Source organism: Arthrobacter senegalensis (assembly GCF_059091765.1).
Genome location: NZ_JBNHGZ010000001.1, coordinates 1,015,603 through 1,037,269 on the forward strand (window position 1 = coordinate 1,015,603; position 21,667 = coordinate 1,037,269).

Annotated in this window: 23 protein-coding genes and 1 tRNA gene; 8 read left to right on the forward strand and 16 right to left on the reverse strand. The window is 67.9% G+C overall.

Annotation, left to right across the window (positions count from 1 at the left end; genetic code table 11):
* The first annotated feature begins 193 nt into the window (after nt 1-193).
* Entirely contained in the window at nt 194-1,570 is a 1,377-nt protein-coding gene (locus tag AC5RVG_RS04765; protein ID WP_494012898.1) for an MFS transporter, read from the forward strand.
* 15 nt (nt 1,571-1,585) lie between these two features.
* Here AC5RVG_RS04765 and dcd read toward each other — a convergent pair whose 3' ends face one another.
* From dcd to AC5RVG_RS04785, 4 genes are all read right to left on the reverse strand, one after another.
* A complete protein-coding gene (dcd, locus tag AC5RVG_RS04770) occupies nt 1,586-2,167 on the reverse strand; it encodes a dCTP deaminase (RefSeq protein WP_494012899.1) in 582 nt (193 codons plus the stop codon).
* A gap of 202 nt (nt 2,168-2,369) precedes the next feature.
* A complete protein-coding gene (locus tag AC5RVG_RS04775; protein ID WP_494012900.1) occupies nt 2,370-3,227 on the reverse strand; it encodes a tryptophan 2,3-dioxygenase in 858 nt (285 codons plus the stop codon).
* Between the two features lie 92 nt (nt 3,228-3,319).
* Nucleotides 3,320-3,937 (reverse strand): DinB family protein, encoded by a 618-nt coding sequence (locus AC5RVG_RS04780; protein WP_494012901.1) that lies wholly within the window; start codon nt 3,935-3,937, stop codon nt 3,320-3,322.
* Nucleotides 3,938-3,988: 51 nt separating this feature from the next.
* Nucleotides 3,989-4,804, reverse strand: coding sequence for a DUF1684 domain-containing protein (locus AC5RVG_RS04785; RefSeq protein ID WP_494012902.1), 816 nt, complete (start codon nt 4,802-4,804; stop codon nt 3,989-3,991).
* Between the two features lie 219 nt (nt 4,805-5,023).
* Here AC5RVG_RS04785 and AC5RVG_RS04790 point away from each other — a divergent pair, with 219 nt between their 5' ends.
* From AC5RVG_RS04790 to AC5RVG_RS04810, 5 genes are all read left to right on the forward strand, one after another.
* Nucleotides 5,024-6,343, forward strand: a complete 1,320-nt coding sequence (locus AC5RVG_RS04790; RefSeq protein ID WP_494000718.1) for an extracellular solute-binding protein — start codon at nt 5,024-5,026, stop codon at nt 6,341-6,343.
* 14 nt (nt 6,344-6,357) lie between these two features.
* Nucleotides 6,358-7,317, forward strand: coding sequence for a carbohydrate ABC transporter permease (locus AC5RVG_RS04795; protein WP_494013010.1), 960 nt, complete (start codon nt 6,358-6,360; stop codon nt 7,315-7,317).
* On the forward strand, nt 7,317-8,159 hold the full coding sequence (locus AC5RVG_RS04800; protein WP_494012903.1) for a carbohydrate ABC transporter permease: 843 nt from the start codon (nt 7,317-7,319) through the stop codon (nt 8,157-8,159). The genes AC5RVG_RS04795 and AC5RVG_RS04800 overlap by 1 nt, the downstream gene beginning before the upstream one ends.
* A gap of 24 nt (nt 8,160-8,183) precedes the next feature.
* On the forward strand, nt 8,184-9,452 hold the full coding sequence (locus AC5RVG_RS04805; protein ID WP_494012904.1) for an ABC transporter ATP-binding protein: 1,269 nt from the start codon (nt 8,184-8,186) through the stop codon (nt 9,450-9,452).
* A 74-nt stretch (nt 9,453-9,526) separates the two neighbouring features.
* Nucleotides 9,527-9,600 (forward strand) — tRNA-Gly (locus AC5RVG_RS04810).
* 72 nt (nt 9,601-9,672) lie between these two features.
* Here AC5RVG_RS04810 and AC5RVG_RS04815 read toward each other — a convergent pair.
* The gene (locus AC5RVG_RS04815) at nt 9,673-10,548 is read right to left on the reverse strand and encodes a hypothetical protein (protein WP_494012905.1); all 876 of its coding nucleotides are present in this window, start codon (nt 10,546-10,548) and stop codon (nt 9,673-9,675) included.
* A gap of 138 nt (nt 10,549-10,686) precedes the next feature.
* Here AC5RVG_RS04815 and panD point away from each other — a divergent pair, with 138 nt between their 5' ends.
* Nucleotides 10,687-11,100 carry an aspartate 1-decarboxylase gene (gene panD, locus AC5RVG_RS04820; protein ID WP_494000722.1) on the forward strand — a complete coding sequence of 138 codons (414 nt, stop codon included), beginning with the start codon at nt 10,687-10,689 and terminating at the stop codon, nt 11,098-11,100.
* A gap of 16 nt (nt 11,101-11,116) precedes the next feature.
* Here the strand turns inward: panD and AC5RVG_RS04825 are convergent, their stop codons facing one another.
* On the reverse strand, nt 11,117-11,596 hold the full coding sequence (locus AC5RVG_RS04825; protein WP_494000723.1) for a nucleoside deaminase: 480 nt from the start codon (nt 11,594-11,596) through the stop codon (nt 11,117-11,119).
* A 109-nt stretch (nt 11,597-11,705) separates the two neighbouring features.
* Between AC5RVG_RS04825 and AC5RVG_RS04830 the strand changes: the two genes are divergently transcribed.
* On the forward strand, nt 11,706-12,692 hold the full coding sequence (locus tag AC5RVG_RS04830) for a hypothetical protein (protein WP_494012906.1): 987 nt from the start codon (nt 11,706-11,708) through the stop codon (nt 12,690-12,692).
* Between the two features lie 79 nt (nt 12,693-12,771).
* On the opposite strand, the gene AC5RVG_RS04835 is transcribed toward AC5RVG_RS04830, so the two are convergent.
* The 10 genes from AC5RVG_RS04835 to AC5RVG_RS04880 form a co-directional block, all read right to left on the reverse strand.
* The gene (locus AC5RVG_RS04835) at nt 12,772-14,811 is read right to left on the reverse strand and encodes an NHL domain-containing thioredoxin family protein (protein WP_494012907.1); all 2,040 of its coding nucleotides are present in this window, start codon (nt 14,809-14,811) and stop codon (nt 12,772-12,774) included.
* Entirely contained in the window at nt 14,808-17,009 is a 2,202-nt protein-coding gene (locus tag AC5RVG_RS04840; protein WP_494012908.1) for a bifunctional copper resistance protein CopD/cytochrome c oxidase assembly protein, read from the reverse strand. The genes AC5RVG_RS04835 and AC5RVG_RS04840 overlap by 4 nt, the downstream gene beginning before the upstream one ends.
* On the reverse strand, nt 17,002-17,658 hold the full coding sequence (locus AC5RVG_RS04845; RefSeq protein WP_494012909.1) for a copper resistance CopC family protein: 657 nt from the start codon (nt 17,656-17,658) through the stop codon (nt 17,002-17,004). The genes AC5RVG_RS04840 and AC5RVG_RS04845 overlap by 8 nt, the downstream gene beginning before the upstream one ends.
* A 49-nt stretch (nt 17,659-17,707) precedes the next feature.
* Nucleotides 17,708-18,319 carry a hypothetical protein gene (locus AC5RVG_RS04850; protein ID WP_494000728.1) on the reverse strand — a complete coding sequence of 204 codons (612 nt, stop codon included), beginning with the start codon at nt 18,317-18,319 and terminating at the stop codon, nt 17,708-17,710.
* 145 nt (nt 18,320-18,464) lie between these two features.
* Entirely contained in the window at nt 18,465-18,749 is a 285-nt protein-coding gene (locus AC5RVG_RS04855; RefSeq protein WP_136785733.1) for an HU family DNA-binding protein, read from the reverse strand.
* A 417-nt stretch (nt 18,750-19,166) separates the two neighbouring features.
* Nucleotides 19,167-19,472: a 30S ribosomal protein S14 gene (gene rpsN / locus AC5RVG_RS04860; protein ID WP_127512988.1), complete on the reverse strand. Its 306-nt coding sequence runs from the start codon at nt 19,470-19,472 to the stop codon at nt 19,167-19,169.
* A gap of 2 nt (nt 19,473-19,474) precedes the next feature.
* A complete protein-coding gene (gene rpmG / locus AC5RVG_RS04865) occupies nt 19,475-19,642 on the reverse strand; it encodes a 50S ribosomal protein L33 (protein WP_127512989.1) in 168 nt (55 codons plus the stop codon).
* Entirely contained in the window at nt 19,642-19,878 is a 237-nt protein-coding gene (gene rpmB, locus AC5RVG_RS04870) for a 50S ribosomal protein L28 (protein ID WP_136785732.1), read from the reverse strand. Before rpmB ends, rpmG begins: the two co-directional genes overlap by 1 nt.
* 412 nt (nt 19,879-20,290) lie before the next feature.
* On the reverse strand, nt 20,291-20,782 hold the full coding sequence (locus tag AC5RVG_RS04875) for a MarR family winged helix-turn-helix transcriptional regulator (RefSeq protein ID WP_494012910.1): 492 nt from the start codon (nt 20,780-20,782) through the stop codon (nt 20,291-20,293).
* 79 nt (nt 20,783-20,861) lie between these two features.
* Nucleotides 20,862-21,641, reverse strand: coding sequence for an SGNH/GDSL hydrolase family protein (locus tag AC5RVG_RS04880; protein WP_494000730.1), 780 nt, complete (start codon nt 21,639-21,641; stop codon nt 20,862-20,864).
* Nucleotides 21,642-21,667: the final 26 nt, after the last annotated feature.

A 21,667-nucleotide genomic window follows, 5' to 3' on the forward strand; every position in this document is an offset into this window, starting at 1 on the left:
AGGGCCAAGGTCCATTCTACCCATGGCATAGACGGCGCGGCGCCCGCCGAGGGCCGCGGACAGCGGCCGGGGAGGCCGCGGACAGCGGCCGGGAAGGCCGCGGCGGGCTCGTGATCCCGCTGTTCGCCAAAGATTCACGCGGCTCCCGGCGCTGCTCAAAGTTCGCAGCAGGCGAAACGGATAGCATCGCGGTATGACTGAGTCGGCCGGCATTCCGGCAACCCACACGGCGGGCGGCGTGGCCGCGGAGCGGTTGAATAAAAAGCACGTCCTGGCCTGGGCCTCCTGGGACTGGGGCTCCGCCGCCTTCAACGCGGTCATGACAACTTTTGTGTTCACCGTCTATCTGACCAGCGATGCCTTCGGCGGCGAGGCCTTCGCGTCCGAAATCCTCGGCTACGGGCTGGCTATCGCCGGGCTGGCCATCGCCCTCCTGGCCCCGGTCACCGGGCAACGCTCCGACACCGGGGGCCGCCGCAGGCTGTGGCTCGGGCTCAACAGCGTCGCCGTCGCGGTACTGACCGGCCTGTGCTTCTTCGTCTTCCCCTCCCCCGGCTTCCTTTTCCTGGGCGTGGGACTCATCGCGCTGGCCAACATCTTCTTCGAGTTCGCGAACGTGAATTACTACGCGATGCTCACCCAGATCTCCACGCCGTCGACCATCGGCAAGGTCAGCGGCTTCGGCTGGGCCATGGGTTACGTCGGCGGGGTCGTGGCGCTGGCCCTGGTGCTGGTCGGGTTTGTCCTGCCCGAAACCGGCTGGTTCGGGGCGACGGCGGAGAACGGGCTGAACATCCGCCTGGTGGCGGTGTTCTGCGCCGTGTGGTTCATGGCCTTCGCGCTGCCGGTACTGTTCGCCGTCCCGGAGATCCCGCGCCAGCCTGCCGCCGCGTCGCTGAGCTTTTTTGCGTCCTACGGGCTGCTCTTCCGCCGCATCAAGGCGATCTTCACCTCCAGCCCGCACACGATTTTCTTCCTGATCGCCAGCGCCATCTTCCGCGACGGGCTCGCGGCGGTGTTCACCTTCGGCGGGGTGATCGCCGCCGGCACCTTCGGCTTCTCGCTCAGCCAAGTAATTGTCTTCGCCATCGCGGGAAACGTCGTCGCAGCGGTCGGCGCGGTCGCGGGCGGGGTCTTGGACGACCGCATCGGCCCGAAGAACGTCATCGTGGGGGCGCTGGTCGGGCTGATCGTCGCCGCCGTCGCCATTTTCGCGCTGGGCCCGGGCAACCACGTGTTCCTGGGCAACGCCTGGACCGGCGACACCACGTTCTGGGTCTTCGGCCTGCTGCTGTGCCTGTTCGTGGGGCCGGCCCAGTCGTCGTCCCGGGCCTACCTGGCCCGGCTCGCGCCGCGCGGCGAGGAGGGCGAATTCTTCGGCCTCTACGCCACCACCGGGCGCGCCGTCAGCTTCCTGGCCCCGTCCCTGTTTGCGCTGTCCATCACCGTCTTCGGCGAACAGCGCCACGGCATCCTGGGCATCCTCGTCGTGCTGGTCGCCGGCTTGCTGGCGCTGCTGCCGGTCAAGACACCGGCACGGATCCAGCGCGCCAGTACGCCCCGCGCCTGAGACGCCCGGCCAGGGTCAGCGTTCGATGACGGTGCGGTGGAAGTTCTGGTAGCTGCGCGAAGCCGTGGGGCCGCGCTGGCCCTGGTAGCGGTTGCCGTATACGCCCGAACCATACGGATGCTCCGCCGGCGAGGACAACCGGAAGAAGCACAGCTGGCCGATCTTGGAGCCCGGCCAGAGCATGATCGGCAGCGTCGCCATATTGGAGAGTTCCAGCGTCACGTGCCCGGAGAAACCGGGATCGATGAACCCTGCGGTCGAGTGGGTCAGCAGGCCAAGCCGCCCCAGCGAGGACTTGCCCTCCAGCCGGGCCGCGATGTCATGGGGCAGCGTCACGGTCTCGTACGTGGAGCCGAGCACGAATTCGCCGGGATGCAGGACGAACGGTTCCTCGGGGTTCACTTCCACCAGCCGGGTCAGCTCCGGCTGCTCCAACTCCGGGTCGATGTGGGCGTACTTATGGTTGTCGAACAGCCGGAAGAACCGGTCAAGCCGCACGTCCACGCTTGAGGGCTGGATCATGTCCGGCTGGAACGGATCCAGGACGATGCGTTGGGAGTCCAGTTCGGCACGTATATCGCGGTCGGAGATCAGCACCCTTCAAAAATACACGGGACCGGCGCTCTCCCCCGACGCATGACGCGGCCTCCGCCCGGGCACTTGCACCGGGCCTCTGGTCGGAACGGTGTCAGCGGTGCGACGATTGAACCAGGCGGGCCGCAGCTCTCTCGGTGGCGGCCACCGGGCCGCTGTCGGCGGGGGAACGAACGGCCTCCGCCGGCAGCTTAGAAGCCGGCGGTCAGGCCTTGCCGATTTCCGTGCGCACCGCGTACAGCTCCGGGAAGAAGGTGAGCTCCAGCGCCCGGCGAAGGAAGCCGGCGCCGGAGGAGCCGCCGGTGCCATGCTTCATCCCAATGGTCCGCTCCACCGTCTTCAGGTGCCGGAAGCGCCAGAGCTGGAAGTTGTCCTCCAGGTCCACCAGTTCTTCGCAGGCCTCATAGACGTCCCAGTTCGCGCCGGCATTCTCGTAGACCGCCTTGAACGTCCCCACCAGTTCCTGGTTGAACTCGTGGGCCTCGGTCACGTCACGGTCCAGCAGCTCCGCCGGAACCGGGTAGCCGTGCCGGTGCAGGTAAGCCAGGAATTCGTCGTACACGCTGCTTTGTTCCAACAGCTCGCCCAGCATGGCCTGGGCGGCCGGATCGTCCGCAAAGACGGCCAGCATGCCCTTGTTCTTGTTGCCCAGCAGGAACTCCACGGCACGGTACTGGTAGGACTGGAAGCCCGACGCCGCACCCAAATCGCCCCGGAATTCGGCGTATTCGGAAGGCGTCAGCGTGGCCAGCACGGACCATTGCTCGGTCAGCGAGCGCTGGATGTGCTTAATCCGGGCGATGCCTTTCATGGCGAACCGCAAGTCGTCGTCGCGCAGCTTCTGCCGGACGGTGCGCAGCTCGTGCAGCACCAGCTTCAACCACAGCTCGGACGTCTGGTGCTGAATGATGAACAGCATCTCGTCGTGGTGCTCCGGGCGGCTGACCGGGTGCTGGGCGGAGAGCAACTGGCCCAGGGACAGGTAGGAGCCATAGCTCATCTTGTCCGAGAAATCAGTCTCGATGTCGTCCTCGAGACGTCGGGTGTTCTTGTCTACGGTCATGGCGGCTTCCGTCGGTCCTCCTGCCTCGTTGCAGGCCTGCTACCAGCCTACGGCCCCGGCGCCGCGAATGCTCCGCAGCCGCGCTGGGGTCCTCAGCCGCGGACCGAGGAGTCCCACCGCCACTTCCGGCCGCGGGTTTCGGGCGTCCTGCCGCTGGCGTGGAGCAGATCCTGCCAAGGATCGCCGGTGCGCCGTGCGGCCGGAAAGATGCGGTTCAGCACCCGTCTCAACACGGCTTCGTCAGGCCGGTAGCCGACCCCGTGGACGGCCAGTATGTCGAATCCGTGCAACACGGCTTCGGCGATGCCCATCGCCGCGAAACCGGAGGCGTCCGAGGTCCCGGCCGGATGGTAACCGCGGTGGGTGCCGGTGGCCGTGGCCGTCACCGCGTACAGCAGTCCCGCGGCGGCATCGAAACAACCGACGATGCCGGCCGTTCCCGTGGCAGGGTCGGGCCAGAACAGGATCTGCGGCCCGCCCGGGCGCCAGGGCGGCGGGTCCAGCAGCGCCACGTAGCCGTCCCGCGGCGGGTTCCGCCCCGACAGCTGCAGGGCGTAGAACGCGAAGTCGTCCATGATGTGGGCCACCGTCTCGCGGCAGCTCCACTCCAGCTCCAGCGCGGGGTCGTCCCAGGCATCGTCAGGGAGCTCCGCCAAGCGGCCGGCCAGGTCATCGGTGATGGTGCGGAAGTCTCCCGCCGTTGGGTCCATCCACTGATCCTGCCGCAGAGGAGCGGCAAGCGCCACCGTTCCCGGCGATGCTCAGCCCATGCGGCGCTCCCCGGCCTCCACCGGTGCCGCAATAATGTTGCCCTCCACCGGCATCGGGCAGGTGCCGAACGCGGTAAAGGCGCTGGGGAAGTTGGTGGCCCGGTTGAAATCGATCAGCACCGTGCCGTCGGGGCCGGGACGGCGGGTCACCACGGAACGCCAGCCGGCGGTGCTGTCTCCGTTGGTTTCGTCGTGGAAGTTCAGGGACAGGGCGCCCAGTTTCTCTTGCTCCGCCACCAAGGTATGGACGGTTCCGCCCAATTCGAAGCTGACCGTGCCGACGGCGGTGGCGATGCCTCCCACCGCCGGGTTCGAGGTGGCTATCTGCAGCGCGAGGGGCTCCGGATACGCCTGGAACCGGCCGGCCACCACCAGGTCCGGGTTGTAATCGAACACCGGGACCCCGGCGAAGTCCCGCCGCTTGGGCGAGTCGTTGTCCCGCGTCCGGATGGCGTACCGGTCGCCCCGGACGGCCAATTCGACGGCGACGCTGCCGCGGCGCACCCAGAGCAGCGACTCCTCGTTTCCCAGGGATGCCGTCAAGGTGCCGGTAGCCGGCTCCCCGCTGTCTGCCCGATACAGGCCGTCCTCGGCGCTCGCCGTCAACGAGGCGTGGCCGCCGCCGGATGCCGGCCCGTTGGCGCTCCACAGGCCGGTGATCTTTTCCAGCCGCGCGGGCTCGGCCGGCAGCCACTGCAGCGAGGTGAGCGTGAGCCAGCCGTGCTCCGCTGCCAGCGCCTGGTTCCGGTTGTCCCTGAACCGGAGCCAGCTTTCCCGCCGGCGGGTCTCGTCGCGTGGAGTGGTCATGCTCGCCGTCCCTCAAATCAATTGCCGGGCACTCCGGCAGTACGGGGCACAACGTGCCGCCCGCCGTGCGGTATTCCCCGGCCCGCAGTCCCTGACCTCCGCCGAACCATGGCGCATTCGCCTGCAGGAGAATACGCTCTATTTCACAAGGCTGCGTGGCACAAAGCGCAACGGAAGCCGGGCGGCCAGTGCGTCTACCAGAATGGGAGGCTCATGCCGATGCCCAAGGACGAAAACCGGCGGCGCCACCGGCGCGCGACAGCCCGCGTGGGGGCGGCGGTGACGCTGGCTCTGGGAGCCACGCTGCTGGCGGGCTGCAGCCCCGAGGATGGAACTCCCACCCTGACCTGGTACATCAACCCCGACGACGGGGGGCAGGCGACGATCGCGGAACTGTGCACCGATCAGGCGGACGGCGCGTACCGGATCGAGACGTCGCTGCTGCCCAATGACGCGGCCTCCCAGCGGGAGCAGCTTGCCCGGCGCCTTGCGGCCGGCGATTCGTCGTTGGACATCATGAGCCTGGACCCGCCGTTCATCCCCGAACTGGCCGAGCCCGGGTTCCTGGCGCCGGTCCCGGACGATGTTGCGGAGCGCACCACGCAGAACGTGGTGGAAGGCGCGCTCGCGGGGGCCACGTGGAAAGACGAGCTGGTCGCCGTCCCGTTCTGGGCCAACACCCAACTGCTGTGGTACCGGAAGTCGGTGGCCGAAGCCGCCGGCCTGGACATGACGCAGCCGGTCACGTGGCAGCAGCTGATGGATGCCGCGGCCGAGCAGGAGAAGTTCCTGGGCGTCCAGGGCCAGCGCGGCGAGTCCATGACCGTGTGGCTGAACGCGTTGGTCGAGTCGGCGGGCGGTCAGATCCTGGAGAACCCCGAGGCGGACGCCGATCAGATAGAGCTGGGGCTGGCCAGCGATCCCGGGACGGCTGCGGCGGAGGTCATCTCGACCATCGGCCGGGAGGGGCTGGGCGGCCCGGGGCTGCCGACCCAGGACGAGAACAACTCCATGATCCTGTTCCAGGGCGACGAGGGCTCGTTCATGGTCAACTGGCCGTTCGTCTGGCCGGCCACGAACACCGCCGCGGAAGAAGGCACGGTGGACCCCTCGCTGATCGAGGACATCGGCTGGACCCTGTACCCGCAGATGAACGAAACCGACCCCGCCGCTCCGCCGCTGGGCGGCATCAATCTGGGCGTCGGCGCCGCGAGCGAGCATCCCGACCTGGCCTACGCGGCCATCGAGTGCATCGTCACCCCGGAGAACCAGGCCGAGTACTTTATCACCAACGGCAACCCGCCTTCAAATACGGAGGCCTACGAGGATCCGCGGATCGAGGAGTCCTTCCCGATGGCGGACACCATCCGCGAGTCCCTGGAGTTGTCCGCGCCGCGGCCGCAGACCGTCTTCTACAACGAAGTTTCCACCAGCCTGCAGCAGAATTTCGCCCCGCCGTCGCAAGTGGATCCGGCCACGACGCCGCAGGAAACCTCAGACTTCATCGTCTCCGTTCTTCGGGGGGAGAACCTGCTGTGAGCACCTCGATCGAAATCCCCACCCAGCCCGCCAGCGGGACCGGACGGGCCGGACGGCGGCGCGCGGTCCAGCAGTACAGCGACCGCGCCAAGGCCGAGCGGCGGCTGGGCTGGCTGCTGGCCGGTCCCGCCTTCGTCATCATGCTGGCCGTCACCGCCTACCCGATCCTGCAGGCCGTGTTCGACTCGCTCTTCAGCTACCGCCTCACCGCGCCGGACGAGCGCGAGTTCATCGGGCTGGCCAACTACGGCGTGATCCTCACGGACATCGTCTGGTGGCGGGACCTGGGCGTCACGCTGCTGATCACCGTGGTGACCGTCGTCGTCGAACTCGTCCTGGGCTTCGCGCTGGCCTTGGTCATGCACAAGGCGCTGAAGGCGGTGCGAGGCTGGCTGCGCACCGCGATCCTGGTCCCGTACGGCATCATCACGGTGGTGTCCGCGTTCGCCTGGTTCTACATGTTTGATATCAACTCCGGCTTCGTGAACTCATGGTTCGACTGGGTGCCCGGGATTGATCCCGACCTGAACTGGTTCGCCAACACCGGAACATCGCTGAGCGTGATCATGGCCAGCGAGATCTGGAAGACCACGCCGTTCATCTCGTTGCTGCTGCTCGCCGGCCTGGCCCAGGTCCCCGACGAACTCACCGAGGCGGCGGAGGTCGACGGCGCCACCTGGTGGCAGCGGATGCGGCGCGTGATCCTGCCGAACATGAAGGCGGCGATCATGGTGGCCGTGCTGTTCCGCGCGCTGGATGCGTTCCGCATCTTCGACAACGTGTTCATCATGACCAACGGCGCGTTCGGCACCGAGGTGCTGTCGCTGCTGGCCTACCGGACCTCGATCGGGCGGCTGGAGATCGGGCTGGGTTCGGCGGTGTCCGTGCTGCTCTTCGTCTGCGTACTGCTGATCTGTTTCATCGCCGTCAAGCTGTTCAAAGTGGACCTCGCCGGCCAGAGAGGAGGCAAGTGATGAGAGCGTCGCGGACCAAGGAGCGGGTCATCTGGACCATCATCTCCGTGCTGGTGCTTATTTATGCGCTGTTCCCGGTGGCGTCCATCCTGGCCACCTCGTTCAAGCTGCCCAGCGAACTGACCTCCGGGCAGTTCCTGCCCAACACCTGGACGGGTTCGAACTACGAGCAGATCCTGGTCGGCTCGGCGCAGGAGCTGTTCCTGAGCTCGCTGCGGAACTCGATCGGCATCGCGCTGATTGCGACCTTCATCGCCGTCGTGCTGGCCACCCTGTGCGCCTACGCCATCGCGCGGCTGGATTTTCCCGGCAAGAAGGTCATCCTGACCACCGCGCTGGCGGTGTCCATCTTCCCGGTGATCTCGATCGTCACGCCGCTGTTCAACATCTGGCGGAACGTCGGCCTCTATGACACCTGGCCCGGGCTGATCATCCCCTACCTTTCGCTGACCCTGCCGATCTCCATCTGGACCCTGGCCGCGTTCTTCCGCCAGATTCCGTGGGAACTGGAACAGGCCGCACAGGTTGACGGGGCCACCACCTGGCAGGCGTTCCGCAAGGCCATCGTGCCGCTGGCCGCACCCGGTGTCTTTACGACGGCGATCATCGCCTTCTTCATCGCGTGGAACGACTTCGTCTACGGCATTTCGCTGACGTCCACCGAAGCGGCGCGGCCGGTTCCCGCGGCGCTGGCCTTTTTCACCGGCGCCTCCCAGTTCGAATCCCCCGTCGGCGCTATTTCCGCGGCGGCCATCATCGTCACCATTCCCATCGTGCTGCTGGTCCTGCTGTTCCAGCGCCAAATCGTCTCCGGCCTGACCCAAGGCGCCGTCAAGGGCTGAGCCCGCGGCAGGAAAGGAAATCCCATGGCATCGATCACGCTGCAGAACCTCGTCAAGGAGTACGGCGACGGTTTCGCCGCCGTCAACGACGTCAGCATCGACATCGCCGACGGCGAGTTCATCATCCTGGTGGGACCGTCCGGCTGCGGCAAGTCGACCCTCCTGCGCATGATCGTGGGGCTGGAGGACATCACCTCCGGCGACCTGTTGATCGACGGCGAGCGCGTCAACGAAAAGGCCCCCAGGGACCGGAACCTGGCCATGGTGTTCCAGAATTATGCCCTCTACCCGCACCTGACCGTGTTCGAGAACATCGCGTTCCCGCTGCGCCTGGCCAAGGGCAAGTTCACCGAGGACGATATCCGGAGGCGCGTCACCGACGCCGCGAAGACCTTGGAACTGACCGACCACCTGGAGCGCAAGCCGGGGAACCTGTCCGGCGGCCAGCGGCAGCGCGTGGCCATGGGCCGGGCGATCGTGCGCCAGGCCGATGCCTTCCTGTTCGACGAGCCGCTGTCCAACCTGGACGCGAAACTGCGGGGCCAGATGCGCTCCGAGATCTCGCAGATGCAACGGCGGCTGGGAGTCACCAGCGTCTACGTCACGCACGACCAGACCGAGGCGATGACCCTTGGCGACCGGGTGGCGGTGCTGAAAAAGGGCTTGCTGCAGCAGATCGCTTCCCCGCGGGAACTCTACGAGCAGCCCGTCAACCTGTTCGTGGCGGGCTTTATCGGATCGCCGTCCATGAACTTCCTGCCGGCCACCCTGGAGGGCAACGTCCTGAAGACGCCGATCGGCGACATCCCCGTGTCCGGTGACAGGGCCAGGGCGGCCGAAGGCAGGAAGGTGGTGCTCGCGGGTTTGCGGCCCGAGTTCTTTGAGGACGCCTCCCTGGTGGAAGAACACAAGAAGGACCGGGGATCCGCGTTCATGGCCGAACTGACCCACACCGAGTGGCTGGGCAACGAGCAGTACGGCTACATCAACTTCGACCCGGACCCCGCCGTCCGGGAGTTGCTGAATTCGCTGGCCAGCGAGATGGACGCCGAGGAACTGCGGCCGCAGATCGTGGTCACGCTGGACGCCGCCAGCCGGATTCGCGGCGGGCGCTCCGCCGAACTGTGGCTGGACACCCGAAAGATGCATCTGTTCGACCCCGAGACCGGTGAAAACCTGACCCGTGATGCCTCGGCCGGCGCGGCGCTGACGGAGGAAGCCAACCGTGCCCGGGCAGAGGAAATCGCCGAAGCCCGCGAACGGGAAGCCTCCACGGCCGGCCAGCCGGCCTGAATTCCGGCCAGCCGCAGAACTGGGGTAAACTCGGTTTCGTTGTTGACCGGATCCGCCTGCACGGCGGATCCTGTGCGGGCGTAGCTCAATGGTAGAGCGCTAGCTTCCCAAGCTCGATACGCGGGTTCGATTCCCGTCGCCCGCTCCACACGCACTGCGCACCCCGGCCCCTCGGACCGGGGTGCCTTTGTTTGTCCCATCCCTGCGGGAAGCGGCCGTCCTACTCGTCGTCGTCCGCCACGAAGCCGGCACGGTCGATGGCCCGGTGGTAGTGCATGCCCGCGGCACCGCCCAGAAGCGACCCGGCGAGACTCGCCAGCAGCACCACGGCCAGCGCCACCAGGCCCGGCACCGCCAACTGCCCGATGGGGCGGTCGATCACCGGCGCCGGTCCCGTCAGCAGGCCGAGCCCGCCGGCGGACAGCCCGATCACGCCCGCGATGACCGCCATGACCAGGCCCCAAAGCCAGACCGCGAAGCCCTGCCGGACGCCGTCGAACCGCGCCATCCGTCCGGCCACGTAGCCGCCGGCGAAATAGGCGATCAGGATGCCGGCCGCCAGTGCCGCCCCCGCGATCATGGCGTCCGGCCCGTTGCCGGCGGAGATGTCGTCCAGCCGGCCGCGCACGTCGGCCTCGTTGGCGAGGCCGAAAACCGCGGCGGCACCGGCGGCGACCGCGGTGAACAACACGATCATGGCCGTGGCGGCCAGCCAGCCGAAGAACGCAGACCCCAGCCTTAGCCCGCCGTAGGCATTGTGCTGCCGCTGGTACAGCAAGTCCTCGTCGAGGGTTGGTTCGGGCCGGTAGGCGCTGGTGTCCCGGTAGCCCCGCTCGGTATACATCCCGTCATCCGGGCTCCCGCCGACGGCATCCGGGTCCATGTCGTCCGCCGTGGGCCGGCGGCCGAACACGGCCGTCTCCGGAGGGTCGTTGCGGGTGCGGTCCTCGCCCGCCACCGGCATGGCCTCGGTCGGCGGGGGTTCGGCCTGCGCGGGCTCGGTCCCGCCGTCCCGCGGTTCGCGGGCGGCTGCCGGAACATCGTCGCCCGGCCGCACCCCGCCGTCCCGCCGGCTGCTGCCGATTTCCGAACTCATCACATGCCTCCTGCGTCGATCGCCCTCGCTGAAGCAGGTTGTTGCCCCCTGTGGGTACACCCTAGACCTGCCGCCGGCGGCGGGCCAGATCGGGAACCCTTTCGGGGGCGGCCGGGGCGGGGACTAAACTGGTAGGCGATGATGCGCAAAATGTTCAAGTCCAAGATCCACCGTGCCACGGTCACGCACGCGGATCTCCACTACGTCGGGTCCGTGACCGTGGACCTCGACCTGCTGGACGCCGCCGATATCCTTCCCGGCGAGCTGGTCTCCATCGTGGACGTCACGAACGGCGCCCGGCTGGAGACGTACACCATCGCCGGCGAACGCGGATCGGGCGTGCTGGGCATCAACGGTGCCGCCGCCCACCTGGTGCACGAAGGCGATCTCGTCATCCTGATTACCTATGCCGACATGACCGACGACGAGGCCAGGTCCTTCGTGCCGTCGGTCGTGCACGTGGACGCCGGCAACAGGATCGTGGACCTGGGCTCCGACCCGGCGGAGTCCGTGGACGACGGGCTGATGCGCCCGCCGTTCGCGGTCAAGTAACCGTCCCCGGCGGCGCTCAGCGCCGGTGGTACTGCCGGTGCAGCGCGCGGACCTCGTCCGCCAGTTCGCCGGACGGCCCGTCCACCAAGGTTCCCGGCGCCACCTGCTGAATCGGCAGCGCGGCCACCGGCGCCGGCCCGACGCCCCACTCCGCCAGCCACCGGCCCAGCTGTTCGGATGACACTGCGTAGACAATCCGTCCGAGGCCCACCCAGGCGTGCGCCGCCGAACACATCGGACAGTGCTCGCCCGAGGTGTAGACGGTTGCCGCCCTGCGTTCCCCGGGTGGAAGGTTCCTGGCTGCCCAGCGGGCAATCTCGAACTCCGGGTGCCGGGTGTGGTCCCCGTCCTTGACGCGGTTGCGGTCCTCGAACACGACGTTGCCGCCCGCGTCGACCAGCACCGAACCGAACGGCTCGTCGCCATCGTCCAACGCTTCACGGGCCAGTTCAACGCAGCGCCGCAGATGCCTGAGGTCCTCGGTTGCCAGTTCCATGGGCCGATTATGGCAGAACGCCCAGCCGCCGGCATGTAACGCAGCTGACACCGGTCCGGGGAACCGCGCCGACAGGTAACGGGCGCCCTCAGCAGGTAACGTAGGGCGGGTGGGAAATTCGACAGTGCTCAGGACCGTGGCCACGTGGCTGCTGTGCCTGATGCTTGCCGTGGCCGCTGCCGCTGTGACGATCATGCTGGTCAATGCGTTCGTGTTCAGCCCGCAGCACCAGGTGAAGGCGTACTTCAAAGCGCTGGAAGACGGCGACGGCGGTGCGGCGCTCGGTCTGCTTCACGCAAGCGTGCCGGATGCCAACGCCGCCATGCTCGACGGCGCCGCGCTCAAGGCCTCGGTGGAGGACATCGAAGACCTGGAAGTCGGCGATCCGGTGCCGGCGGGCGAGGACAAGGTGGACCTGCCCGTCCATTACACGGTTGGCGGGGCGCCGCACACCTCGACGTTCACGTTGGAAAAGACCGGCACGACGTGGTTCTTTTTCAACCAGTGGTCCTTCGTGCCCAGCACTCTTCCCACCATCAGCGTGGACGTGATCAACGAGAACGAGGCCTCACTGAACGGTACCCGGGTGGCGCTACCGGAAGGCAGGAATTCCTTTGCGGTGTTCTATCCCGGCACCTTCGAGGCGCACTACGCGAGCGACTACTTCGCCGCCCCGGTCGTGGAATCCGTGCTGACCGGCCCGGAAAACGCGCAGGACGCCCAACTCTCGCTGGCGACGGCGGCCACCCCCAAGCTGGTTCAGGACCTGGGCGCCCAGGTCAATGCCTTCCTCGACTCGTGCGCGGAGCAGCGCGTGCTGCAGCCCTCCGGCTGCCCGTTCAGCGCCGCGATGGACCGCGTCCGGGACGACACCATCAACTGGTCGATCGTGAAGTACCCGGACGTTAAGGTAGAACCCTTCAAGGGCAGCTGGGTGCTGAGCCCGCTGACCGGCGTCGCCAAGCTGAACGTCGTGGAAATCGACTTGTTCACCGGCGCCTCCGTCGAGCGGGAGATCGAGCAGGAATTCGGCTTCACCGGCCGGCTGTCCGTCATCGACGGCAAAGTGGCCCTGACCCCCGTCGTGGAGTACTGAGTCCGCTCCTAACCAGACGCCGGAGGCGGACAGGCTGTCCTGTCCGCCTCTGGCGTTGTCAGTCCTGCCGCGCGGCCGCCTAGTTCAGCCCGCGCAGGTCCAGGGTCATCTCGCCGGTTCCGGAGCCAATCACCACGGGGATGCCCCAGTCCTGCTGGTACAGGTGGCAGGCGGCATGGTCCGGGATCTCGCCGCCGGGTTCGCCGTCGCAGGCCGCCGCCCGTGCGGTGATGTGCAGGACGCCCTCCGCGACCTCGTCGGACAGCACCAGTTCGCGCACCAGCCCCACGGAGGTGCCGGCGCCGGAAACCAGCAGCTTCTCCGGCGAAGAAGAGATCTTCAGCTGCGTCGGGTCTCCCCAGCGGTCATCCAGCTTCTGACCGGTGGGGGCCGCGAAGCGGACGGTCAGCGCCAGCGGCCCGGCCGAGACCTCGGTCTTGGGCCGCTGCGTCTGCGAGGCCCCCTCGTCCACCTTCAGGGCTTCCTTGGGGACGGGAAGCCGGACGAGCTGGTGCTTGTTCGCTTCCACCACCAGCAGCAGCGGCTCGCCTCCCCCGGCCACGGCAGAGGTGTCCAGCATGACGTCGGACGGCTCGGCCAGACCGCGCGCCAGGGTGGAGACGGTCCCGCTCACCGGGTCGTAACGGCGTACCGCCCCGTTGTAGGTATCCGCCACGGCCACCGAACCGTCCGGCAGGACGGCCACGCCCAACGGATGCTGCAGCCGCGCCTCGGCTGCCTCCCCGTCGCGGAATCCGAAGTCGAAGAGACCGGTGCCGACGGCGGTGGAGACGTGCGCCCGCTGCTCGCCCTTGACCTCCACGAAGGAGATCTTGCGCAGGGCCGACGTCTCCGAGTCCGCGACCCAAATGCCTCCTGCCGCGTCCTCGGCCAGGCCCGACGACTGGGCGAACCAGGCCGCGGTGGCCTCGCCGTCCTGCAGGCCTTCCAGCCCTGTACCGGCCAGGATGGCGACGGCGCCGGAGGCCGGGTCAAAAGTGAAGATCTGGTGCACGCCGGCCATGGCGATCACCACGGCCTCCAACCGGGTCGACCACAGGACGTCCCACGGCGAGCTGAGCGAGACGGCGAGCGGGTCGGCGGGAAGCTGCTCCCGGCCCGATGCGATGGCTTCCGCCAGTTCCTCCCCCAGCGCTTCCCCGGAAGCCGCTTCGTCCGCCACGGATCCGGGACCGGCTTCGGCGAGCCCCGGCGCGGTGCGCTGCGAGCCGGCATCGAGCAGCCGCTGCACGCCGCTGCCGGCGATCGTAGTCACCTCGCCGGTGGCCAGGGACAGGCCGCGGAGGCGGTGGTTCACGGAGTCGGCGACGACGACGTCGTAGCCCGCCTTCCCGCGGATTCCTTCCGGAAGCAGGGCCACGCCCTGGGGCTCGTTGAACTGCGCGGCATCGGCCGGCCCGTCCTGCCAGCCCTTCACGCCCGAACCGTAGGTCCTGAGCACGGTCGACAGGTCAGCGGCCAATTCCACCAGCCGGTGGTGGCCGGTGTCGCTGACCAGGAAGGACCCGCCGGCGGAACCGACGCCGTCGGGCAGCGGAATGGCCTTGCCCGGGAAGCGCAGGTCGCCGGCGGTGGTTTCCGCGGGCACGTACGGCCCGTCGCCGCGGTGCAGCGTGCCCTTGGCTTCGTGTTCGGCCACCAGCTCTTCCACCAGCGACGCCAGGCCGCCCGAGTGGCCCTCTCCGGACAGGTGCGCCACGATGTAGCCCTCGGGGTCCACGACCACCAGCGTCGGCCACGCCCGGGCGGCGTAGGCCTGCCAGGTGTCCAGCTCCGGATCGTCGAGTACCGGGTGGTGGATTTCGTACCGCTCCACGGCCGCGGCCAGCGCCACGGGGTCGGCTTCGTGCTCGAACTTCGGGGAGTGCACCCCGACGGTGACCAGCACGTCCTTGTACTTTTCCTCCAACGGCCTCAGCTCGTCCAGCACGTGGAGGCAGTTGATGCAGCAGAAGGTCCAGAAGTCCAGCAGCACAATCTTGCCCCGCAGGTCTTCCAGCCCCAGCTGCTTGCCGCCGGTGTTCAGCCAGTTGCGCCCCACCAGGTCCGAGGCACGGACCCGGTAGTTGCTGCGGATGGTGTCGGCTGCCTCAGTCATCTGGTTTCTCCTTGTGTCCGGCCGGCGTCATCCGGTTCCGGAACGGGCGGCTGCCCGGTGGTGGTTGTCGGAAGTTCATGGTCGCCGGAGTCCGTGCCGGGCCCCGCGGCAGGCCTTGCTGCCCCCGGCGGGACCAGGCGTGCATCCTGCCGGGCCATCTTGGCAAACATATCGTTATAAGCCGCCAGTTCGGCGTCGTTATTCCTATCGGCCGAACGATCTTTACGCTTTGTTTCCCGCGCGTCGGACCGCGACCAGGCGATGGCCACTCCGACGGCGATGCAGAGGGTGGGTATTTCCCCGATGCCCCACATGATGGCCCCGCCCAGCTGCTGGTCGTCCATGGCCGGCAGTCCCCACTCGCGTCCCATGCTGCCGAACCAGGAGGCCTGGATCAGGGCCGTGGAGCTGGTCAGGGCGACGCCGAAAAATGCGTGGAAGGCCATCGTCGCGAACAGCAGCAACAGCCGCAACGGGTAGGGCGCGCGCCGCGGCAGCGGATCCTGGCCGATCATCGAGAGGATGAACAGGTAGCCGGTGAGCAGGAAGTGCAGGTTCATCAGCTCGTGCCCCACGTGCTCGCGCAGGGCGAAGCCGAACAGCGGCGAGTAGTAGAAGATGATGATCGAACCGGCGAAGTTCGCCGCCGCGAAGAGCGGATGGGTGATGACCGCGGAATACTTCGAATGCACCAGCCAGAGGATCCATTCGCGCAGGCCCTTGCTGCCGTCGCGGCGCGGCGGCAGCGCCTTCAGCGCCAGCGTGACCGGCGAGCCCAGGACGAGGAACAGCGGCACCACCATGGTCAGGGCCATGTGGTCCAGCATGTGCGCGCTGAACAGCACCATCCCGTAGACTGCCGGCGCCCCCGACGTGACATAGGTGAGCGCCAGCAGGCCGACGATCCAGCTGATGGTCCGGGCCACCGGCCAGCCGTCGCCGCGCCGGCGCAGCCTGGCGGCCGCGACCAGGTAGGCGATGCCGGTGACCAGAGCGAACGTCACCCACAGCCAGTCCCACCGCCAGACGGTCAGCCAGCTGCTCCCGACCAGTTCCGGCGGCAGTTCGTAACCGGTCAGGATGCGCGCCGGGGACGCGTCCGGCGGCAGTTCCTCGGGCGTGGGCGGCGCAGTGCGGGCCAGGGCCGTCGCCACGCCGAAGACCGCCGCCATGATGAGGAGTTCGACGGTGATGAGCTGCCACAGGACGCGCTTGCCGGACTTCGTTGCGAGTTCGGGGATGATCCACTGCCGGTGCATGAAGCCGATGGCCCCCAGCAGCAGCGTGGCGAGGGCCTTGATCACCACGAGCACCCCGTAGGGGGTGGAAAGCTGGTCCAGCGAGGTGATCCGAATGGACGCGTTAATGATGCCGGAGAAGAACACCAGGCCGAAGCTGATCAGTGCCAGCGATGAGTAGCGACGCAGCACCTGCCCGGTGATGTCCCTGGTGCCCAGTGTCCCGGAAATGACCGCGAGGACGATGATTCCGCCCACCCAGAGGCAGGCACCCAGCAGGTGCAGCCCGATCGAGTTGACGGCCCCGTAGTGATCGTCGCCGCCGGCCGAGTGCCCGATCAGGGCCATCGGCAGCAGCCCGCCGATGGTGGCCAGCGCCAAGGTGGTGGCCAGCCCCGGGAGGGAGCGGAGGCCGAAGATCAGCGTGGCCACGACGGCGGCCACTATGGTGATGGCGAGCCAGGCTTGGCCGGTCCCGATGTCCGTCATGAAGCCGATGAATCCGGCGGTGTAGTTGGCGTCCCCGCTCACGGGCAGCCCGGCGACGTCGGAGAAACTGAAGACCAGCACGGCCATGGCCGCCAGCGTCCAGACGACGGCGGCAACCGCGGCCAGCCGCAGCGCGGCCGTGAAGGCGGGATGCTCGGGGCCCTGGTCGCCGTTGCCCGGCCTGCGGCCGGGACGCAACTGCCGGGGAAGGATGCCGACGGCGAAGAGCAGCGCTGCGATGACGGCTGCCAAAGCCGTGTTGTTGGCGGCCTTGGCCACCGGCAGCGCCCATCGGGTCAAGGCGCCGGGGTCGGAGAGCTGGCGGGTGGCGGCCGCCCCGGAGTACAGCAGGGCTGCCGCCAGCGCCAGAACCAGGACGACCGCACCGGCCAGGAGCCATCCCCTGCCGATCCCGTCGGCGGTGATCGCCGCAGGACGCCGGTCAGCCGCAGGGGTCAGCCGCTCAGCCACGACCGCCAGCGCCTCCGCCCCGCTTGCTCATCACGAAGGCGGCCAGTCCGGCCAGGATAGCCAGCGTGCCGGCGCCCAGCGCGAGGAACAGTCCGGCGCCGCCGGCACCGTCCTCTTCCCCGGCTGCCTCGGCGGTGCCGCCGGCCGCGGCTGCGGATGCCGGGGCCGAGGCGGTGCCGCCGGCCGCAAGGGAGAATTTTGTGGTTCCTTCGATCGGATGGCCGTCGCTGGAGACGACCCGCCAGCCCAGCTGGTAGTCGCCGTCGGGCATCCCGTCCTGCAGGGGGATGGTGACCTCACGGCCGCCGAGCACGGGTGCTCCGGCGGCCCAGTCGGTGCCGGCGCTGTCCAGGACCTGGGTGGTGGTGCCGATATCCATCACATTCGCGCTGAATTCCAGCACGATGCTCTCGGGCTGGACGTCGAGGACGGCGCCGTTTTCCGGGGTGGATCCGATCAGTTCGTCGTGGGCCGCGGCCGGGCGCGCCAGCGTCAGCGCCGCCGACAGCCACAGCAGCATGGCGGCCAAGGCGGCCGCGAGCAGTCGGCGCAGGGCCGCCTGCCGGGCGAGGCGTCGGGCGTCGTCACGGCGCTGCCTGGCTGCCGAAGACCCGGAGGCGGCAACGCGGACGGGTGCAGGGGTGTTCATCAGGGGGTTCATCACGTTCTTTCGTCGGGGGATGCGCGGATGGCGCCGGTCAGAAAGCGTGATGCAGGGGCGGCCCCCGGTGCCGCAGCGAAAGCAGCGGCACTCCAAGCGCGGCGAGGGTACGGACAGTCCGTGCCCCGGGGCTGGCCAGCCTGGCCCGCGGTACCGGATGCCAGCCGTACAGCCGGCGCGGGATTGCCAACAGCACGGTTCCGGCCAGGGCCGCTGCAGCTTGCTCGCCGCGGCGCAGCAGCAGGACCGTTGCAACGGCAGCGGCAAGGTGGGCTGCCAGCATCGCCGGATCCTCGGCCCCGGCCGGCGGGGCCGGTGCGGCCGCCACCCAGTCGCCGGGAGGCAGCGCCGGGCCGTGGCCGGCATGGGCTCCCGCGCCGGGGGTCATTCCCGCCGGGGCGCCGTGGCCCGCCCGGAAAAGCAGGTGGTAGATGGCCTGGCTGCCCCCCACCGCGGCCAGCAGGCGCGGCCAGGACAATGACTTGCCGGCCAGGCCCACGCAGACCAGCCCGGAGAGGGCGAGGGACAGGGACCAGACGGCCAGGGCGGGCGCATGTCCCCCGCCGGCCAGATGCGACAACGCGGCGGCGGAGGTGGCCACGGCAGCGCCGAGCCAGCCGCGCAGCAGCCGCGCTTCCCGCTGGACCATGCCGAGTCCTCCGTCCCGATGCTTCCGGGCGTGCCTGTGGCGCACGCCCCGCCCGGCTATTTTACCGCCGGTAGAAGTTAAGGCGTTAAAGAGCAGGACCGCCACCGGTTGCCGGTGACGGTCCTGCGGAAGCCTGGTGGGAAAACTACTTCTTGGCGACAGCAGCCTTCAGCTTGGAACCAGCGGTCAGCTTCACGCTGTGGCCGGCCGGAATCTGGATGGATTCGCCGGTCTGCGGGTTGCGGCCGGTGCGGGCCGCGCGGTCGGTGCGCTCGACGGCGAGCCAGCCCGGGATGGTGATCTTCTCGCCCTTGGCGACGGAGGTCGCGAAGATGTCGAACACGGCGTCCAGGACACCGTTCACTGCGGTCTGGCTGGTGCCGGCCTTCTCTGCAACAGCTGCAACAAGTTCACTGCGATTGATAGCCAATTTTTGTCCTCCTGGACTGCTTCGGTTTGGTCAGAGCCTCCGCAGGCTGCGGAAAAGCTACTGAGCGAAAACTTACCAGCTTGGCCGCCCCGATCCGGCAAAATCCGCGGAATCTGGCGGAATTTTTAGCGAAATACCCCGATTTCGGGCCGATTCAGCCCCGCGGGGTCCGCTTTTTGCGCCGAGAGCATATGATGGGCCGTTTCCGCGCGCCGCGGCTGCCCCGGTTTCGTGTGGCACGGCTGGCGCGACACGATCACCGCTTCAGCGTGGGAGCTACGGCGATGGACTGTTCCAGCGGTCGATCACGGCCCTCGTTCTCCCCGCTGCCTGCCGGAGCGCTCCGGGCATGGCAAAGGCGGCGGCCCTGCTGGACCGCCGCCTTGATGCAGCTTCACCGGGAAGCCGGCCGGATTTCTACCAGCTGGACTTCTTGATGCCCGGCAGTTCGCCGTTGTGCGCCATGGTACGGAAACGCACGCGCGAGATTCCGAACTTCTGGAGCGTGCCGCGGGGGCGGCCATCGATCTGGTCGCGGTTGCGGACGCGGACCGGGGACGCGTTGCGGGGCAGCTTCTGCAGGCCCAGGCGGGCCTCTTCGCGGGCCTCGTCGGTCGCGTTGGCGTCGACCAGGGTCTTCTTCAGCTCGGCACGCTTCGCGGCGTAACGCTCGACAACGACCTTGCGCTGCTCGTTGCGAGCAATCTTGGACTTCTTGGCCATGTTTAGCGCTCCTCTCGGAATTCGACGTGCTTGCGGATGACCGGGTCGTACTTCTTCAGGACAATGCGGTCCGGGTCGTTACGACGGTTCTTCCGGGTCACGTAGGTGAAGCCGGTGCCGGCGGTGGACTTCAGCTTGATGATGGGACGTACGTCCTTGTCCTTGGCCATTAAAGCTTCACACCCTTCGCGAGGAGCTCGGCGACGACAGCGTCGATGCCGCGGACGTCAATGGTCTTGATGCCGCGGGCCGAAACCTGCAGCGTCACGTTGCGGCGCAGGGACGGAACCCAGTAGCGCTTCTTCTGAATGTTCGGATCGAACCGGCGCTTGTTGCGGCGGTGCGAGTGCGAAATGCTGTGGCCAAAGCCGGGCTCGGCTCCGGTCACCTGGCAGTGTGCTGCCATGATCTCTCCTCCAGTTGTAGTAAATATTGACGGACTTGACGCAGAAACGTAAGTAAAGCGCCTGCGAATCTGCGTGTAAGAGCGCCCGCCACCAGTTGTGACACCGTTATTACTGCGACTTTCCGGAGGTGAACCTGGCGGGGTGAGATCCAGCCGAAGTGCCTCGCCGCGGGGAAGACGGTGAAGTCAGGTGCAATAAGCCGCTTGCCTCCCGGGGGAGGCGCGGCCTATCCGCGACCCTCAATTCTAGGTAAACACGGACGCCACACAACGTTGCCATCCCCCCGCCTGGGCAAGGGGGTGCCAAGTTGCGTGACTTAACGCCTTTCCATCTTAGGGGCAGCGGCGGTTTGGATCAAACCAACGGCCGGTCCCCGACGGCGACAGCGAACCGCGGCTCCGGGAGCAAGGCTCAGCTGTTCAGCCGCGGTTCGCGCAGCACCCAGCTGTTGGGCTCCAACTGCTGCACGATTTTCTTGCCGATGCGTTCCAGGTCCTGCACATCCCGGCGGTCCAGTCCGTCGAAAACCGCCTGCCGCACGGTTTCGACGTGCCCCGGCGCAAGGGCCACGATCGCGTCCATCCCCGCATCCGTGAGCAACGCCATGGTCACCCGGGCGTCATCGGCGCACTGCGCCCGGGTCACCCAGCCGCGGCCCTGAAGCTTCTTGACCACGTGCGAGAGCCGGGACAGCGAAGAATAGGTGCGGGAGGCCAGCTCGCTCATGGGCAGCGACCGGTCCGGAGCCTCGGACAACATGGCCAGCACGTTGTAGTCGAAGAGCGTCAGCTTGCCCTCCCGGTACAGCGGGGCGTCGAGGTTGCCCGGCAACAGGGTGGACACCGCCAGCAAGGCCAGCCAGGCCTGGCGTTCTTCGGGGTCGAGCCAGCGTGCAGAAGTCATGCCTCTATTCTGCCATAAAACTTGAGGCTTCAACTGTTAGGGCCGGCGGGCCGGCACTTCCGCTTCTGCCCGTACGGCACTAGACCCGTCCGGTGGTGTGGAGCCCCGTGAGTTGCGGGTACTTCGCGGTGAGCGAGTCCCCCGAGGACGTGCCGCGCAGCCGGCGTCCCATCCACGGGCCCAGGTGCTCCCGGGCCCACCGGACATTGGCGGCCATCGCGCGCCGGCGGGTCAGCGCCGCCAGGTCCGGCAGCGCCGGCAGGTCGATGATGTCCTCGGCCTGCAGCACTTCCAACACCTTCTTGGCCATCAGCGTGTGCCCGGCCGTGGACATGTGCAGGCGGTCGTCGTCCCAGTAACGCCAGTCGCGGAACTCGCGCATCCGCCAGTAGTCAACGATTTTCGCCCCGTGCAGGTCGGCGATCTCGCGCACCCACTCGTTGTAGATGGCGGTGCGGCCGCGGGTCTTGCTGAAGACCGCCGAGGCCACCGTGTCAAAGCCGGTGAACAGCACGACGTCGGCACCGGTGGCGGCCAGCTTGGCCACGCCGGCTTCGTACCCTGCCATCAGCGCGTCGATGTCCACCCGCGGGCGCAGGAGATCGTTGCCGCCGGCATAGAGGGTGACCAGGGTCGGTTGGAGCGCTACGGCGGCGTCGATCTGGTCGTTCAGTACCTGGGTGATCTTTTTGCCGCGGATGGCAAGGTTGGCATAGCCCCAGCCGGCATCGGCGAGCATCAGCTGCTCGGCTACCCGGTCGGCCCAGCCGCGTACACCATTGGGCAGGCTGGGATCCTTGTCTCCCACCCCCTCGGTGAACGAATCCCCCAAGGCCACAAAACGCTGCGCGAAAGTCACCGGACCAGATTAACAAAGAAACCGTT